Raw genomic sequence first — 17,242 nt, 5'->3', positions numbered from 1 at the left:
CAGAAATCCCAAACCCGACGGATCGGCTATCATTCGCAACCCTTGCGCATTCCCGGACCGCCCATCCGGCTCTCATCACGGCGGCAAACGTTCCAGGAGACCAATATGACGACGGAAAAGACGACCGAAAATTCAATGAACAAGACCCAGGTTACGGCGGTCGCGCCGGCCGACTTCATCGCAACCGTCGAACACCCAACCCGCCGCCAGGATGCCGAAACCCTGCTCGCAATGATGACACGGATATCCGGCTGGGAACCGCGCATGTGGGGCGAGACGATGATCGGTTTCGGCGAATATCACTATAAATACGCGACCGGCCGCGAAGGTGATTCCATGCGCACCGGCTTTTCGCCGCGCAAGTCCGGCCTCGTCGTCTACATCATGCCCGGCTACACCAATTTCACCCTGATCCTCGACCGGCTTGGCAAGTTCAAGGAGGGCAAGTCCTGCCTCTACATCACCAAGCTGGCCGATGTGGACCTGGATGTACTGGAAGAGCTGATCCAGGCGGGCCTCGACGACATGGCGCGGAAATACCCGAAATGAACTCCAAAGTGAGCACCGTGACGATCCATACTGACGGCGCCTGTTCCGGCAATCCTGGCCCGGGCGGCTGGGGTGCGATTCTGGAATGGAATGGCCATCGCAAGGAAATCTGTGGCGGTGAGGCCGACACCACCAATAACCGGATGGAGATGTTGGCGGCGATCCAGGCACTCGAAGCGATGAAGGCCAATCATCACGACATCATCCTGATCACCGATAGCAGCTATCTGCGCGACGGCATCACCAAATGGATCCATGGCTGGAAAAAGCGTGGCTGGAAGACCGCCGACCGCAAGCCGGTCAAGAATGTCGATCTGTGGCAACGCCTCGAAACCCTGACGCATGGCCAGACGATCGACTGGCGTTGGGTGCGGGGCCACACCGGCGATCCGGGCAATGAACGCGCCGACGAACTCGCCCGCCAAGGCTTGGCCGAGGCGCGGAGCGCAAAACGCTAAACCGTCGTCATTTTATTGCACGGCGCCGCGCGGAACTGCGTCGAGCGCTGCGGATATCTCCTTGATATCGAGCGGCTTGGACAGATAGCCGGTGGCGCCGATCTCAAGATAATGTTCGCGCGCGCCCTTGGTGGCATCGGCCGTGACGGCATAGATCGGAATGCCTGAATAGGGCTTGCCACTGCGACGGATCGTCTGAATCGCCTCGTCACCGGACATAACCGGCATCTGGATATCCATCAAAATGGCATCAAAGCGGTCGCTGTCGAGCGCTTCAATCGCCTCCAGGCCGTTTCCGGCGAGCCTGACCTCGTGCCCGGCATGCTGCACCAGGGCGGAGGCGACCAGCCGGTTGGTCATCACATCATCGACGACCAGTATCCGCGCCGACCCCCCCGGCCGGCCAGCCGGTACGAGTAATTCAGCGGGTTGGGTTTCAGCGGCTTCGGCCGGCGCCAAGGGTAGCTCGAACCAGAATTGGGAACCGGCACCGGGTTGACTTTCCAGCCCGATCTCGCCGCCGGCGAGCTGAACCAGGTCGCGGCAAATCGCGAGCCCAAGCCCGCTGCCACCATGCTCCCGCGTCCGCGAGGTATCGACTTGAGCAAAGCGGTCAAAAATCCGCTCCCTCTGGTCGGCAGCGATACCCGGCCCCGTGTCGGTGACGCAAAAGCGGATCCGGTTTTGCGGTTGCGGCTCGACCCGAACGGTGACCGAACCTTCGTTCGTGAACTTTACGGCATTGCCAATGATGTTGATCAACATCTGACGCAGACGCTTCTGGTCGCCGACAACCCTTACCGGCAGCTCGGCGGCCTGTTCGCAACGCAACGCAATCGCTTTTTTGCGAGCCGTCGCGTCGACCATGTCGAGCACCGATTCCACCACCGGCAGCCAATCGAACGGATCATTGGCCAGCTGCACCACGCCGGATTCGATCCTGGAGATATCGAGGATATCCTCGACCAATTCGAGCAGAGCTTCGCCCGAGGTTTGTAGCGTCCTGACATAGCCTTCCTGCTGCTCGGAAAGTGGTGTCAGCTTCAACAATTGCGACATCCCGAGCACGCCATTGAGCGGTGTGCGAATCTCATGACTCATATTGGCCAGGAATTGCGATTTGGCCTGATTGGCACTCTCAGCCCGGGCACGCTGGTGATCCAGTTCCTCTGTCCGTTCGACATCGTCAGTGATGTCGGCCAAGACCCCGGTCACCATCAAACTTCCATCCAGCCGCTTGCGAACAAGGCCGCGCGAACGCACATGCCGGATCGACCCGTCTGGGCGCACAATACGGTAGGCATGGGAATAGCCCTCGCCAACGTCCAGCACGCTGCGCGAACGGGCAAGAACCGCATCGCGATCGTCGGGATGGATCATAGCCGTCCATTCAGCAAATGTCGGGGTGGGCAGTCCGGCGCGCCCGAACAGGACTTTCAATTGTTCGTCCCAGATTGGTCGACCTGTTTCGATTTCGAATTCCCAAAGGCCGAGTTTCGAAGCGTCGAGCGCGACGGTCAGCCGGGTCGAAAGAGATTTCAACTCTTCCTCCCTGGCCCGGCGCTCGGTGACGTCCTGAAATGAGCCCACCAGTTTTGAGACCTGGCCATCAAGCGAGATCGCCCGCCCGACCGCGCGCACCCAGACGGAATTTCCCTTTGCGGTCACAAATGGAAGCTCAAGGTCCCAGGGCACACCATTGCTGACGCCGTGATCGATGGCTGCCTGCAGCGTGTCGCGGGCCTCGGGCGCATAGAATTCAACCGCCGTCACGAGGTCGGGCACATAATCATCATCGACTTCATGAATCCGGCGCGTCATCGAGTCCCAGAGCATCGTGCCGGCATCAAGATCGACTTCCCAACTGCCGATCCCGCCAAGCTCGGTCACCGCGCCCAGGCGAGCACTGGTACTCTCCCGCTCAGCGATCAGGCCCGAGCGCTCGGTAATGTCTTCAATCGAACCGGCCATCCGGATCGCTCGCCCGGTTTCGTTCCATTCAGCCTGCCCACACGCAGCCACGCGCAGATAATGTCCCTCAGAGTGCTGGAAATCGAGATCGAGAGCGAAGGGCGTGCGGTGCTTGAGATGGGCCCGTAACGCGCTCTGCAAGCGCACACGATCATCCGCATGAACGCGGTCAAAAAAGTCATTCATCGCGAGCGGATTGATCGTGCGCCCGTCAACCGGCTTGCCCGGCGAACGGCCGATCACTTGACGCAGTCGCTCAGAGGTAAACATCGTCCCCGCTGCGAAATCGAATTCCCAGATCGCGGCAGCGCTGCCGGCGATGGCGAGGTCATAGCGTGCCTTGCTCAGCGCCAGCTCAGCGAGCGCGCGGTCGCGGGCGATCTCCGTTCGCCGGGCCCGAAGCAGATTGGCGACCGTGGTGAAGAGTGGCGCGCACTCCGCGACGAGGGCTTCGTCATAACCACCGGGCCGGTTGGCAATCCCGATCATCGCAATGACGGCACCCTTTTCCTTGAGCGGCACGCCGAGATAGGCCTGCATTGCCGGCATGGGATCCAGAGCGGCAGAACCACGCGGATCTTGGTCTGGGGCATCGGCGATCACCAACTCGCCGGTCTTGAGCGTGTGCCCAACCAGGGTGTCGAAACGCCGGAATTCGAACGGTTCCCGACGCTGTTCATCAGGCTGCGCGCCGCTGGCGAGATCACTGAAAGCCTGAGTTCGGACATAGCGAGAGGATTCGTCCTCAACGACTTCGCCGATGAAGCCGCATGTGCTGCCGGTGAACTCCAGGGTAACGGCAAGCAAATGGTCGAAGGCTTCGTCGATCGAAGAAGCGTCGGTGATGAATTGCCGTTGAATTTCAGCGATGGCTGTCAGCAGCCGGTTGGCACGATGCGCCTCGGCGCTCTGGGTGCGGGTCTTGATTTGCTCTTCGACCACCCGCGCCAGCACTGCGAGGTGCTGCAACGTCATGCCATCAAGCTCAAACGGTTGATCATGGATCACGCACAGCGTGCCAATTCGATACCCGCCCTCCACCAGTAGCGGCATGCCGGCATAGCCACGGATATTGAGTGCGCCGGTGACAAGTGGATTTTGCTTGAACCGGTCATCCAGCCGCGCATCGGGCACATAGAGCATGGCATCCTGGCGGATGGCGTGGTCACAGAAGGCGACATTCCGCGGCGTTTCTTCAACGTCCAGCCCGACCCTTGATTTGAACCATTGCCGGTCATGATCGATCAGCGAAATCGCCGCCATCGAGGCTCCGGTCAGCGTCACCGCGAGCTTGGTGATCGAGTCGAACCCGTCCTCCGGGGCCGTATCGAGCAGGTTGAGCTCGTGCAGCGCCGCGATGCGTTTGGCTTCTTCGGTCAATTCCATGCCTGCTCCGCTTTTCGGCGGGGCAAACACTGCCCACGACAACCAATGCGGAACTCTGCCACGGCTTGGGTTTACGCCCCGTGAACCAGCGCCCTCATTGCTCTGCCGGATGCATAACTATGCCGGGTGTACGATCAGTGTCACGCCCCGAACCTCGTCGATAATGACCTGGCTGTCGCGGACCGGGTCGGAGCCGTCGCTCGTTTCGGCGCTCCATTCGCCATCGTCGAAATGGACACGGCCACGGCCGGTTGCAAAATCGCTGACCACTTTGACCCGCTGGCCGACCATGCGCGCAGCACGATCATTAAGGCCGGTCTCCTTGCCGCGGTTCAGGACAGGCCTGACCCAGCGATCACCCGCCCAGACGAGGACCAGGGTGAGCATGGCGAAAACACTCAATTGCACCGGCCAACTGACGCCCAGAAATCCGAACGCCAGAATGCCGGTGAGGAAAGCGGCGGCTGCCGGCCATAACAGGAAGGTCGTCCCGGTCAGCACTTCGCCAATCAGAAACAGACCGGCCAAGGCCCACCAGGCCCAGAGGCTCAGGCGTTCAAGCAGGGAAATTATGACATCCATCACTGACCTCCAGTTTCAAATTGCCGCATTTCAGGGCTTGCGGGTGGTCTCCCGAATCGCTTCATGCGCGGCCTTACCGAGTTCACCAACACCGGTGATCGTGCTGAGAATATTCGAGAATTCGGCCGGAATGATGACGGTGCGCTGCTGATCGCTGGTCGCCAGCTTGCCGAAGGCCTCGATATATTTTTGGCCGAGGAAATAATTGATCGCCGAGACATCGCCCTTGGCGATGGCGTTGGACACCATTTCGGTCGCCTTGGCTTCGGCCTGGGCCTCGCGTTCGCGCGCTTCGGCGTCGAGAAAGGCACTTTCGCGCCGGCCTTCGGCCTGACGGATCGCTGCTTCCTTCTCGCCCTCGGCGCGCAGGATGGCCGATTGCTTGGCACCCTCGGCTTCGAGAATTTCGGCACGTTTCAGACGCTCAGCCTTCATTTGCCGGGCCATCGCTTCGGTGATGTCGTGTGGTGGCGACAGGTCGCGGATCTCGATCCGGGTCGCCTTGACGCCCCAGGGATTGGTGGCCGAATCGAGCACAGACAGCAGACGCGCATTGATCTCGTCACGCTTCGACAGGGTCTCATCGAGATCCATCGAACCGATCACGGTCCGCACATTGGTCAGGCAAAGATTGAGGATGGCGAAATCGAGATTATCGACCTCATAGGCCGCGCGTGGCGCATCGAGCACCTGGATGAAAATCACCGCATCAACCGAGACGGTCGCATTGTCCTTGGTGATGACATCCTGATTGGGCACGTCGAGCACGCGTTCACGCATATTCATCTTGTAGCCGATGCTATCGATGAACGGCATGATGAAATGGAGGCCCGGCTTGAGGGTCCGGGTGAAGCGCCCGAAGCGCTCGACGGTAAATTCCTTGCCCTGTGGCACAGTCTTGATGACCGAGGCGATGACCGCCAGGGCCAGCAATAGCAGCACACCCGTGATAATGAGATCCATAACAGGCCTCCCTTTGTCGTTTCGGACCGGGCCTGTGCCCGGTCCGTCATGCGCCGGTCCAGCTTAGAGCTGGCCGAGAATATGGTCTGCGGACGACACCTTGAATTCGCCCGGTGCCTCGACATTCAGCTCCGTGACAACGCCATCCTTGGCGATCAGGGAAAAGCGCTGGGCGCGGGTGCCCATGCCAAAGCCGGTGCCGTCCATTTCGAGGCCGACCGCCTTGGCAAAATCGCCATTACCGTCAGCGAGCATCATGACGTCTTCGCCGACGCCCTGGTCCTTGCCCCAGGCATTCATGACGAACACATCATTGACCGACATGCAGGCAATGGTGTCGACGCCCTTGGCTTTGATCTCTGCGGCATGCTGCACGAAGCCGGGCAGGTGCTTGGCCGAACAGGTCGGGGTATAGGCGCCAGGCACTGAAAACAGCGCCACGGTCTTGCCGCCAAACACGTCGTCCGTGCTGACACGGTTCGGTCCGCTTGCTGTCATGGTCATGAAGCTGGCGTCCGGAATGCGATCTCCCACCGAAATGGTCATGGCTGATTCTCCTGCTGAAAAGACTAGTCGCGATTGCGCAGCCCAAGATAGCGGGAACACCGCTGGACGCATCCCCCTATTTAGCCGCATCATCCAATTATGAGCAGTAACGACTCACCTTCGCGGCCTCCCGGTTTTCTCGGCGGCAAATTGCTGATCGCTTCACCGGGGATCGGCGATCCGCGATTTGATCGCTCGGTGATCCTGATGTGTGATCATTCCGCCGAGCACGCGATGGGTATTGTGCTCAACAAGCAGGTCGAGGGCCTGCGCCTGCCCGAAGTATTTGAACAGCTCGGCGTCGAAACCACCGATGAGACCATCGACCGGCCCGTCCTGCTCGGCGGCCCGGTGGAACGCCAACGCGGCTTCGTGCTGCACACCAATGACTTCCAGACCGTCGATTCGACCTTGGCCGTGACCGATCATATTGGCCTGTCCTCAACCAAGGATGCCCTCGATGCCATGGCGTCAAGCACGCCGCCGCGCCGCTCAATGCTGGCGCTGGGCTATGCCGGTTGGGGTTCGGGGCAGTTGGAGGACGAGCTTGCGGCCAATGCCTGGCTGGTCGCCGATGCCGACGAGACTCTGGTCTTCAGCGACGATATCGACGGCAAATGGGAAAACGCGCTCGGCACTCTGGGCGTCACGCCGGAACATCTTTCGGGCGCATCGGGTACCGCCTGACGCCTCAGGCTGGCGGCAGGAAACGGCCTTCAATCCCGTCGCGCACCGCGAGCAGCGCTTGGTCGGGTGCGAGCGCGCCGGCATAGCGATAACCCTGCCCGAAATCACACCCCATCGCCCGCAGGCCGTCAGCACACGCGGCGCTCTCTATCCCTTCGGCGACGACTTTCATATCGAAATGCCGCGCCAGCTGGATCACCGATTGCACCACCGTGCCGGCGCTCTCATTGGCGGCCATGGCACGAACGAAATAACGGTCGATCTTGACGACATTGAAGGGCAGCATTTCCAGCCGCGCCAGCGAGGAATAGCCGGTCCCGAAATCGTCCAACGCCAAGGCCACGCCGCCGGCAGCCAGCTTGGCCATGGCGCTCGCGGCGAGATCCGGCTCGCGCATGATTTCGGTTTCCGCGATTTCAAGCTTGAACGCGCCCGGCGGCAATTTTGCCCGCCTCACCGTGTCGAGCAAAGCATCAGCGAAATCCGGCGACAATAATTCACTCACCGTGGCATTGGCGGCGACAAACAAGTCCCCGCTGCCCGCACATGCGGCGCGCCATACCGACAGGTCGGCAATCGCGGAGGCCCGCACTTCGGTACTGATCCGGCCGAGCAGATCGAGATCATCGGCCATTGCGAGAAAGTCCTGCGGCACCAGCACGCCGACACCAGGCCGCTCCCAACGCGCAAGCGCTTCGAACCCGGCGAGCCGTCCGGTCTCCAGCGCAATGATCGGCTGGTACCAAGCCAAGACTTCACCGGCGGCGACAGCATTGGCCAGCGCGTGTTCCTCGTGGATGCGCACAGCGCCATCCCCGCTCCAGCCGGCCGGGGTCATCAGACCAACAAATTGCTGCTCACCACTGCGTTCGCCGAGCAGGCGGATATAGGCGACGTCGCCACCCTCGCCGATCAGCCTGACCCGCAAATCGATCCGGTCGCCGCGAAGCGCCAAATCGAGACTGGCCTGATCAGCGGGGCCAAGACGGGCGCAAAATTCACCCCAGTCGCATTGCGCCCGGTCGAGCCCAAAACTTTCGAAGGCGCCGGTAAAACGGATCAGACCGCGATCCAGCGCGATGGTGAAAACCACCGCCCCGGCCGCGCGGGCACCGGTTTCGAAGTCGACTGAGGTCATAGTCTCGGATCGGTATTCAGCAGGGCGTAGCGATCATGGTCGCGCCAATCCCCGGCAATGTTGAGCAGACCACGCGCGCGGCCTTCATACTGGAAGCCAACGCTTTCGAGCAATTTGCGTGACGCCTTGTTCTCCGGGCGGCAGGCAGCTTCGACGCGATGCAGATCCAGGCTGTCAAACGCGAAGGCGAGAATCCGCCGCACGGCCGAACGCGTATGGCCTTGGCGGATATAGGGCGTGCCAACCCAATAGCCGATATCAGCGCTCTGTTGCACGCCGCGCCGGATATTGTTGAGATTGCAGGCCCCAAGCAGGACATTGTCGCGGCTTCGGAACACGAAAAACGGATAGCCCATGCCCGATTGACGGTCGAGTTGATAGCGTTCGAGGCGTCGCTTGAAGGCGCTGCGGCTCAGCTCGTCAATCGTCCAGGATGGTTCCCACGGCTCGGTGTGACCACGGCTGGCACCGCGCAGTTTGGCCCAGCTCTCATAGTCCTCAAGCATTGGCGCGCGCAGCCGGATGCCCTGACCCATCAGGGGCTCCACAATATCCGCATCACGCCAAAGTGCCACTGGTCTGCTCCCGTGGCGGCGATTGTTCGCCGCCTGTCCCTATTGCTTCTGCTTGGCCGACCAACGCAGCCGACCCCGGGCAATGTGCAGCGCCAAATAGACGCCAATCAGCGCCGCCGCCAGGCCGAACCACGTCAACGCATAGCCGAGATGCCGGGCCGGCGGGGTTTGTGCCAAGCTGGCAGGCAAGCCCAAATCGGCCCGGGCCCAGCGATCAAGCACCTGATCCGGGTCCGTTCCAAGCGCGCGCGCCATCATGTTCCGATCAAACACATACCACTGATTAGTGTCCGGATCGTTTCCGCTGGCGAATTGTCCTGGCCTCGGCAGCGCATCGATGCGCCAGCTCTGCGGACGGGAGACAATATTGCCGTCCATATCCTCAAAGCCGGTTTCCACGAACAGGTAGCGTTGCGGTGCATCAGCCGAGCAGCGCGGTGCCGGCATCAGCCCGACCCGAACCCAGCCCGGGCGGTCACGCAGGGAATAATAGCGCAGCTGCGCGCCGGCGAGCGGCGCCGGGGCTGTGATGCTCGGACCGAAAGGGCCATCGAACTCGCCGCACAGCGCTTGCTCAAAAGAGGTCACCGAGCCGCGCACGCCATAGGCGGCGATCAGTTCCGTCTTCCATTCCATCCGCCGCATTTGCCACATGCCGAGCGAAACGAGGATGGCCAGACTGACCAGCGTGAAGGCCGTCAAGACAGGGAGCGGTCTGAAGCGTGGCATGCGATGGGTCTCCACGGGCCGCCGAAGCGCGCCAGCAACGCTATTCGTCCAGCTGACCCTGTTGTGCGTCGTGTTGGAATTGCAGGGCAAACAACAGTCCCTTGAGGGGCCGCAGGCACAAGATCGAAGCCCCAAAAATGAACGGCACCTGGATGATCATATGCCCCCACCAGGGCAGGCCGCGAAAGGCGACCGCGACCAACAAAAACAGGGTGATCGCGAGGAAGCCGACGATGAACAGCGCAAACACGGTCGCACCGTCACCGACCTCGGCGCCTTCGAAAGTTGCACCACACGCATCGCAGCGCGGCGCAATTTCGAGCAGGCCGTCGAACATGGCGCCCTCCCCGCACTTCGGGCACCGGCCCGTCAGGCCAGCGACGAAGGGGGAGGGCTTTTCCACGTCAAATAATCCTACTGGAAGACCACATAGATGAAGGTGAACAGGAACAGCCAGACCACATCGACGAAGTGCCAATACCAGGCTGCCGCTTCAAGGCCGAAATGCTTCGTCGGCGTCATCTGGCCAGCCATCAGGCGGAACAGACAAATGGCGAGGAAGATGGTGCCGATGATGACATGCGCACCATGGAAGCCCGTCGCCATGAAGAAGGCGGACCCGTAGAGGTTTTCCGAAATCGAGAAGCCCGCTTCGGAATATTCGATCGCCTGCAGAGCGGTGAAGGAGAGCCCGAGGAGGACGGTCAGCAACAGGCCCAACTTGGCGCCCTTGCGGTCGTCATGCTGTAGCGCGTGGTGAGCCCAGGTCACCGTCGTGCCCGACAACAGCAACACCAGCGTATTCATCAGCGGGATATGCCACGGGTTGAACGTCTCTACGCCGGCGGGCGGCCAGGACGCCAACGCCGGGTCGATGCGGACTTCGTGGAAGATCGCGTATTCGAAGAAGACCCAGAACCAAGCGACGAAGAACATCACCTCCGAGGTGATGAACATGATCATGCCGTAACGCAGACCGATATCGACCACGGGCGTGTGATCGCCCTGGCTCGATTCCTTGATCACATCGCCCCACCAGCCGATCATCGTGTAGATGACCACGCCGAAGCCGAGAATCAGCCCACCCCAGCCGCCATCGGCATAGAGGATCGCCAGCGGATGATCAGGTCCGACGAGACCTTTCATATTGCCCACGGCACCGAGCGCCAGCAGGAAAGCACCCACGGAGCCGACGAACGGCCACGGGCTCGGGTCGACCAAGTGGTAATCGTGTTTTACGGCATGCCCAGCCATCGCGAATCTCCTGCGACTTCAAATCAGCCCTGTTGCGTGGTGATAACCGCCGCAGGGCAAAGGTTCAATGCTAAGGCGCGGCATCGCTTGGCGAAGACGCAGCCTCATCGGTTTCGAAAAACGTATAGGACAGGGTGATGGTATGCACATCATCCAGATAGGCATCTTCGACAATCAGCGGGTCGACGAAGAACAAGACCGGCATATCCATGGTCTGCCCCGGATCAAGTGTTTGTTCAGTAAAGCAAAAACACTCGATCTTGGAAAAGTACGACGCGACCTTGTAAGGCGCAACATTATAGGACGCGACGCCGGTGATCCGGCGGTCGGAAGTATTGGTCGCGCGATAATAGGCCAAGCCGCTCTCGCCGACATGCAGCGTTATTGAGCGCTGTACGGGCTCAAACTGCCAGGGAATGCCGCGACCGGTATTGGCGTCGAACAGAACGGTGACCTCGCGGTCGAGCACTTGCCCCGCCTCGCCCAGCGCAATCTGAGTGGTGCCACCATATCCGGTCACCTGACAGAACAGGCTATAGAGCGGCACAGCGGCAAACGCTGCACCGACCATCGCCACAGACGCAATGCCGGCAAACACGGCAACGCGCGCATTCTTGTTATCCAGCGGGTTCACAGGCTGCCAGCCTGGGCGAAATTATGCCCGATCCGAACCACAGAGACGACGAAAACCAACGCACAGAAGGCAAACAGGCTCAGCCCGATCGCGATATTGCGTCGCTTGCGCGCCGCCAATTGCTCGGGCGTCAGCACCACGCTTTCGCCCGGCACAACACGGCCTTCGCGGCCACCGAAGGGAATATGCTCAGCTTCGTTATCGTCTTGCGAGGTCATCCGCCGACTCCTGGAACGGCCATATATCCACCAAATCCATGCTCGATGATCAATGCGGCAAATAGGACGGTCAGATAGCCGATCGAATAGGCGAACAGATCGCGCGCAGCCTTGTCGCCGACGCGGACGGCATAGAGCGCGCCCTCCTCGGCAGACCCGGCTTCACCGGCGCGCGAGTTGAAGACGCGCCAGGCCAGCAGCAGGAACAGCGCCCCACCGCCCAGCGAAGTCAGGGCATAGGCGACGCCGCCAAGCCCGGTCAGCACCGGCGCGCCAGCGAAAATTACCAGCACAAAGGAATAGAGCAGAATCTGCAGACGGGTCGATTTGGGGCCCTTGGCGACCGGCATCATCGGAATGCCGGCGGCGGCGTAATCGCCACATTTATACAGCGCCAGCGCCCAGGTGTGCGGCGGCGTCCACAGGAAGATGATCATGAACAGGATGAAGGCATCGAGCGAGATGTGCCCGGTCGCCGCGACCCAGCCAATCATCGGCGGGAAGGCGCCGGCGGCACCACCGATCACAATATTCTGCGGCGTCGAGCGCTTCAGGTACATCGAATAGATCACGGCGTAGAAGAAGATCGAGAAGGCCAGCAGCCCTGCGGCGAGATAATTGCTCGCCATCGCCATCATCAGCACCGACAGGATTGAGGCAATGATGCCCAGCCCATAGGCATCGGCCTTGCTGACGGCGCCGCGCGGGATCGGCCGCTTGCGGGTGCGCTGCATGATGGCGTCGATATCGGCATCATAGGCCATGTTGAGCGCGCCAGCGGCACCGGCACCGACGGCCAGGCTCAGGATCGCAATGATCGCCAGCACCGGGTCCATATCGACCGGCGCCGCAACCAGGCCAGCGCAAGCTGTGAAGACGACAAGCGTCATCACCCGCGGCTTCATCAGATCGAAAAAGTCGCGGGGCGAGGCCGTCGAAACGGCCCCGCCCTCAGTGCGATGAACGCCGGGGTTGGTCGAGGTGTCCGCCATGGCGCCTATTTGATCCGCGGCAGCTCGTTGAACTGGTGGAAAGGCGGTGGCGAGGACAAGGTCCACTCCAACGTCGTGGCACCTTCGCCCCAAGGATTGGCATCGGCCTTGCGGCGACGGATCGCAGCTTCGATCAGCACCGCGAAGAACAGCACCATTCCGACCAGCATGATCAGATAACCGAAGGACGAAACCCCGTTCCAGAAGGCGAAGCCGTCGGCGTAATCGACATAACGGCGCGGCATGCCCTGAAGACCCAGGAAGTGCTGCGGGAAGAAAATGACATTGGCACCGACGAAGAAGAACAGGAATTGCAGGCGCGCGAGGATGGAATTGTATTTCACGCCCCAGATCTTTTCGAACCAGTAATACCAACCGGCAAAGATCGCGAACACCGCGCCGAGCGACAGCACGTAGTGGAAGTGAGCAACCACGTAATAGGTGTCGTGCAGAGACTCATCGACCCCGGCATTGGCCAGCACCACGCCAGTCACGCCGCCGACGGTAAACAGGAAGATGAAGCCGATCGCCCAGAGCATGGGAGTGCGCAGCTCGATCGAACCGCCCCACATCGTCGCGATCCAGGAGAAAATCTTGATCCCCGTCGGCACCGCGATGACCATGGTCGCCGCGACAAAATAGGCCTTCAGATCGACCGGCATGCCGACCGTGAACATGTGGTGGGCCCAAACGATGAAGCCGATCACGCCGATCGAGACCATGGCGTAGGCCATGCCGAGATAGCCGAAGACGGGCTTTTTCGAGAAGGTCGAGACGATGTGCGAGACCATACCGAAACCGGGCAGGATCAGGATGTAGACTTCCGGGTGACCGAAGAACCAGAACAGGTGCTGGTACATCACGGGATCACCGCCGCCCGCCGGATCAAAGAAGGCGGTGCCAAAATTACGATCCGTCAGCAACATGGTCAGCGCGCCGGCGAGAACCGGGAGCGAGAGCAGCAGCAGGAAGACCGTCACCAGCATCGACCAGACGAACAAGGGCATCTTGTGCATGGTCATGCCCGGAGCGCGCATGTTGAAAATCGTGGTGATAAAATTGATCGCGCCGAGGATTGAGCTGATACCGGCGATATGCAGCGACAGGATCAGCAGATCCATCGCAGGCCCCGGATGCCCCATGGTCGAGAGCGGCGGATACATCACCCAGCCGCCGCCGAATCCATTGGCGCCGCCAGCTCCGGGCACAAACATCGACATCACGGCCAGCGAGAAGGAGGCGGGCAGGAGCCAGAAGGAGATGTTGTTCATGCGCGGGAATGCCATGTCGGGTGCGCCGATCATCAGCGGAACGAACCAGTTGCCAAACCCGCCAATCATCGCCGGCATGACCATGAAGAAGATCATGATCAGGCCGTGCATCGTCATGATGACGTTATAGCTCTGGGCATCGCCGAAGAAGCCGCCGAATGCCGTGCCATTAAAGACCTGCAGGCCGGGCTCGGCCAGTTCCCAGCGGATCAGGCCGGACATGCCACCACCAACAATCCCCGCGATAATCGCGAAGATCAGGTACATCGTGCCGATGTCCTTGTGATTGGTGGAGAACACCCAGCGCTTCCAGTCATACATGCTGGGGGTGTGAGCGTCGTGATTTGCGGCGTCAGCAGACATGGTTCGGCCCATTCCTAATCGAGTTGCGCCAAGCGCGTATTCCGCGCGGCTTCATATGAGGCAATTACGGCATTCGATTCGTCGCTGCCCGGTTCAGCAGCGATCCAGGCGTCGAAGGCAGCCTGAGAAACGACGTGAACTTCGATCGGCATGTAAGCATGCCCCAGACCGCACAGCTCGGAGCACTGCCCGTAATAGACACCCTCTTCAGTGACCTGGAACCACGACTCATTAATGCGGCCCGGAATGGCATCGATTTTGGTGCCAAAGGCCGGCATTGCAAAATTGTGGATCACATCGGTCGCCGTAACCTGCAGGCGGATCGTTGCATCGAGCGGCACGACCAGCGGGTAGTCGACCGACAGATTGCGCAACTGCCCTGGCTGGAGGTCGGCTTCAGGCACCATCATGGAGAGATATTCCGGAGCCCCTTGGTCAGGATACTCAAACGTCCAGTTCCATTGGCTTCCTGTCGCCTTGATCGTGAAATCGGCGTCGGGAATTTCTTCTTGATAATAGAGAAGCGGGAAGGAGAAGACCGAGATCGCGATCAGGATCACCACCGGCAGAGCCGTCCAAACAACCTCGAGAAGGGTGTTGTGACTATTCTTGCTCGGAACCGGGTTGTTCTTGGAATTAAAGCGGATCATGCAATAGATCAGCAGACCCATGACGAAGAGCGTGATCGGAATGATGATCCACAGAAGCAAATTGTGGAATTCAGTGATCCGCTCCATGATCGGTGTAACGGCGTGCTGAAGACCCAGCGCCCCATCCACCGGTACGCTAAGCGCGAAGGCGGAGGTGGAGGCTAAAAACCAAGTGAGCACGATTGCGGTCAAGAAACGCATGGCTTCCCCATACAAGTCAGGCGTGAAGGCGAGGAACCCTCACCGATGGCGGCGGAATATAGAGCCGGTCACCTACGCTGTCAGGTCACCAAGCACACTATTTGTATCCCCTTGCGCAGGGCTTGGTCCAATTTGACGGAAGATTCAAGCCTATCAACAGTTTACCGTGCAGGTGGCGGAGCGCCATTATGCAGCTTTCTGCCTGAAATTGCTTTTGAATTTGCGATCTGCAATCGGTGTGACGGGCCGTGTGCGTCCATTCGCCTCACCGGGGAAGCGACCCGCTCGCGGGTCACGAATCAGGCCGCCCGCCGGTGACGGCGCTGCGATTGCTGCGCCCCGCGCTTATTCCCTCGCGGCGCGGGCTGAACTATGTCTACCCCTTCCAATGCGCGACAAACGAGGTCCTTCATGTCCGACGAACCGATCAGCCAGTTCGAATTCGACGCGGACGATGTCCGGCCCGTGCTTGCTGACGCACTCTCCGGTGCCGATGATGGCGAGTTGTTCCTGGAAACCGCCGCGTCCGAATCACTGGTGTTCGACGATGGCCGCATGAAGGCGTCCAGTTTCGACACCAGCCGCGGTTTTGGTCTGCGCTGTGTCTCTGGCGAAGCCTTCGGCTACGCCCATTCCTCCGATCCAACGCTGGACGCCGTCAAGCGCGCTGCGGAGGCCGCCTCGGCCGTCAAGCGCGGTCCCGCTGCGATTCTAGCTGCGCCGCCAGCCGGCACCAATCGCCGCCTGTATGACGCCATCGACCCGGTCGCCAACCCGGCCTTTGAGGTCAAATCCGCGCTGTTGCAGGAAATCGACGCCTATTGCCGCGCCAAGGATCCTTCCGTCGTCCAGGTCAGCGCTTCGATCGCCGGCTCCCTGCGCTCTATTTCCGTACTGCGCGCCGACGGCGATATGAAGACCGATATCCGCCCCCTCGTACGCCTCAATGTCTCGGTGACCGTCGAGCGCGAGGGCCGGCGTGAGACCGGATCGGCCGGCGCTGGCGGCCGCGCCGAATTCGATCAATGGATCGCGCCCGATGCGTGGAAAGGCTTGGCCAATGAAGCGATCCGGATCGCGCGAGTCAATCTCGATGCGATCGACATCCCGGCCGGGGTGATGGATGTGGTGCTTGGGCCAGGCTGGCCAGCGGTGCTGTTGCACGAGGCCGTCGGTCACGGCCTGGAAGGCGATTTCAACCGCAAGGGCTCCTCGGCCTTCGCGGGACGGATGGGCGAGCGCGTCGCCTCGCCGGGCGTCACCATTGTTGATGACGGCACGATGGAAAAACGTCGTGGTTCGCTCACCATTGATGATGAGGGCACCCCAACCGAGCGCACTGTCTTGATCGAGGACGGCATTCTGGTTGGTTATATGCAGGACCGGATGAATGCGCGCCTGATGGGCCAGAAGCCAACCGGCAATGGCCGGCGTCAATCCTACGCCTACCCGCCGCTGCCGCGCATGACCAATACCTATATGCTCGCCGGTCAGCACAAACCCGACGAGATGGTCGCCAGCCTTACCGACGGTATTTATGCCGTCAATTTCGGTGGCGGCCAGGTCGACATCACCTCTGGCAAATTCGTCTTCCAGTGCACCGAGGCTTATCGGGTTCGCAATGGCAAGATCGAGGCTCCGGTCAAGGGCGCGACCCTGATCGGTGACGGCCCGACCGCGTTGACGCAGATCACGATGATCGGTGATGATTTCGAGATGGACCCGGGCGTCGGTATGTGCGGCAAGGGCGGCCAGGGCGTGCCGGTCGGGGTCGGACAGCCGAGCCTGAAAATCGCCGGTTTAACCGTCGGTGGCGCTGCGTGACGGAAAAGCAATTATTGCGGAATATCTCTGCTGCGAAAGGGCTCGACATGGGGTTCCCCTCGCCCAAGTGAACCACCTTACCAATCGTTACATAGTGTGATTGGCGATTGGCCGATATCCCCTCTGCACGGTTTGGGGCCGGCGCACCATGTGGGGATATATGCGAGATTTCATAACATCAGCGATCGCGAGCACCGCTTGTTTGGCCGCAATCGGTTCGCCTGCATGGGCAGAGGCCGAGACCGAACAGA

The 17,242-nt window shown here is 60.7% G+C and carries 18 protein-coding genes; 4 read left to right on the top strand and 14 right to left on the bottom strand.

Annotated elements, in window-relative coordinates; translation table 11 throughout:
* Window positions 1–105: 105 nt before the first annotated feature.
* Entirely contained in the window at window positions 106–549 is a 444-nt protein-coding gene (locus AAC029_RS01285; RefSeq protein ID WP_339743103.1) for a DUF1801 domain-containing protein, read from the top strand.
* Complete coding sequence (gene rnhA, locus AAC029_RS01280; RefSeq protein WP_339743100.1) at window positions 546–1,007, top strand: ribonuclease HI; 462 nt, start codon at window positions 546–548, stop codon at window positions 1,005–1,007. The genes AAC029_RS01285 and rnhA overlap by 4 nt, the downstream gene beginning before the upstream one ends.
* A gap of 12 nt (window positions 1,008–1,019) precedes the next feature.
* On the opposite strand, the gene AAC029_RS01275 is transcribed toward rnhA, so the two are convergent.
* From AAC029_RS01275 to AAC029_RS01260, 4 genes are all read right to left on the bottom strand, one after another.
* Complete coding sequence (locus AAC029_RS01275) at window positions 1,020–4,364, bottom strand: ATP-binding protein (protein ID WP_339743097.1); 3,345 nt, start codon at window positions 4,362–4,364, stop codon at window positions 1,020–1,022.
* A 117-nt stretch (window positions 4,365–4,481) separates the two neighbouring features.
* A complete protein-coding gene (locus AAC029_RS01270) occupies window positions 4,482–4,946 on the bottom strand; it encodes an NfeD family protein (protein ID WP_339743094.1) in 465 nt (154 codons plus the stop codon).
* 30 nt (window positions 4,947–4,976) lie between these two features.
* Window positions 4,977–5,909, bottom strand: coding sequence for an SPFH domain-containing protein (locus tag AAC029_RS01265; protein WP_339743091.1), 933 nt, complete (start codon window positions 5,907–5,909; stop codon window positions 4,977–4,979).
* 63 nt (window positions 5,910–5,972) lie between these two features.
* The gene (locus AAC029_RS01260; RefSeq protein ID WP_339743089.1) at window positions 5,973–6,455 is read right to left on the bottom strand and encodes a peroxiredoxin; all 483 of its coding nucleotides are present in this window, start codon (window positions 6,453–6,455) and stop codon (window positions 5,973–5,975) included.
* Between the two features lie 99 nt (window positions 6,456–6,554).
* On the opposite strand from AAC029_RS01260, the gene AAC029_RS01255 reads away from it, so the two are divergent.
* Window positions 6,555–7,142, top strand: a complete 588-nt coding sequence (locus tag AAC029_RS01255; protein ID WP_339743086.1) for a YqgE/AlgH family protein — start codon at window positions 6,555–6,557, stop codon at window positions 7,140–7,142.
* Window positions 7,143–7,146: 4 nt separating this feature from the next.
* On the opposite strand, the gene AAC029_RS01250 is transcribed toward AAC029_RS01255, so the two are convergent.
* From AAC029_RS01250 to coxB, 10 genes are all read right to left on the bottom strand, one after another.
* Complete coding sequence (locus tag AAC029_RS01250) at window positions 7,147–8,280, bottom strand: EAL domain-containing protein (RefSeq protein ID WP_339743084.1); 1,134 nt, start codon at window positions 8,278–8,280, stop codon at window positions 7,147–7,149.
* Window positions 8,277–8,816: a GNAT family protein gene (locus AAC029_RS01245; RefSeq protein ID WP_339743081.1), complete on the bottom strand. Its 540-nt coding sequence runs from the start codon at window positions 8,814–8,816 to the stop codon at window positions 8,277–8,279. The genes AAC029_RS01250 and AAC029_RS01245 overlap by 4 nt, the downstream gene beginning before the upstream one ends.
* 78 nt (window positions 8,817–8,894) lie before the next feature.
* The gene (locus AAC029_RS01240) at window positions 8,895–9,584 is read right to left on the bottom strand and encodes an SURF1 family protein (protein WP_339743079.1); all 690 of its coding nucleotides are present in this window, start codon (window positions 9,582–9,584) and stop codon (window positions 8,895–8,897) included.
* Window positions 9,585–9,624: 40 nt separating this feature from the next.
* A complete protein-coding gene (locus AAC029_RS01235) occupies window positions 9,625–9,921 on the bottom strand; it encodes a DUF983 domain-containing protein (protein ID WP_339743076.1) in 297 nt (98 codons plus the stop codon).
* Between the two features lie 77 nt (window positions 9,922–9,998).
* Entirely contained in the window at window positions 9,999–10,838 is an 840-nt protein-coding gene (locus AAC029_RS01230) for a cytochrome c oxidase subunit 3 (RefSeq protein ID WP_339743073.1), read from the bottom strand.
* 70 nt (window positions 10,839–10,908) lie between these two features.
* Window positions 10,909–11,472, bottom strand: a complete 564-nt coding sequence (locus tag AAC029_RS01225; protein ID WP_339743070.1) for a cytochrome c oxidase assembly protein — start codon at window positions 11,470–11,472, stop codon at window positions 10,909–10,911.
* Window positions 11,469–11,690 (bottom strand): protoheme IX farnesyltransferase, encoded by a 222-nt coding sequence (locus AAC029_RS01220; protein ID WP_339743067.1) that lies wholly within the window; start codon window positions 11,688–11,690, stop codon window positions 11,469–11,471. The genes AAC029_RS01225 and AAC029_RS01220 overlap by 4 nt, the downstream gene beginning before the upstream one ends.
* On the bottom strand, window positions 11,687–12,682 hold the full coding sequence (locus tag AAC029_RS01215) for a heme o synthase (RefSeq protein ID WP_339743064.1): 996 nt from the start codon (window positions 12,680–12,682) through the stop codon (window positions 11,687–11,689). The genes AAC029_RS01220 and AAC029_RS01215 overlap by 4 nt, the downstream gene beginning before the upstream one ends.
* A gap of 5 nt (window positions 12,683–12,687) precedes the next feature.
* Entirely contained in the window at window positions 12,688–14,316 is a 1,629-nt protein-coding gene (gene ctaD / locus AAC029_RS01210) for a cytochrome c oxidase subunit I (RefSeq protein ID WP_339743061.1), read from the bottom strand.
* Window positions 14,317–14,330: 14 nt separating this feature from the next.
* Complete coding sequence (gene coxB / locus AAC029_RS01205) at window positions 14,331–15,167, bottom strand: cytochrome c oxidase subunit II (protein WP_339743058.1); 837 nt, start codon at window positions 15,165–15,167, stop codon at window positions 14,331–14,333.
* 411 nt (window positions 15,168–15,578) lie between these two features.
* On the opposite strand from coxB, the gene tldD reads away from it, so the two are divergent.
* Window positions 15,579–16,991, top strand: coding sequence for a metalloprotease TldD (gene tldD, locus AAC029_RS01200; protein ID WP_339743055.1), 1,413 nt, complete (start codon window positions 15,579–15,581; stop codon window positions 16,989–16,991).
* Window positions 16,992–17,242 lie beyond the last annotated feature (251 nt).

Origin of the sequence: uncultured Maricaulis sp. (assembly GCF_963975345.1) — a bacterium.
GTDB lineage: Bacteria > Pseudomonadota > Alphaproteobacteria > Caulobacterales > Maricaulaceae > Maricaulis.
Note: the sequence above shows the minus strand (reverse complement) of the source record. Positions and strands in the feature narration are given on the sequence as shown.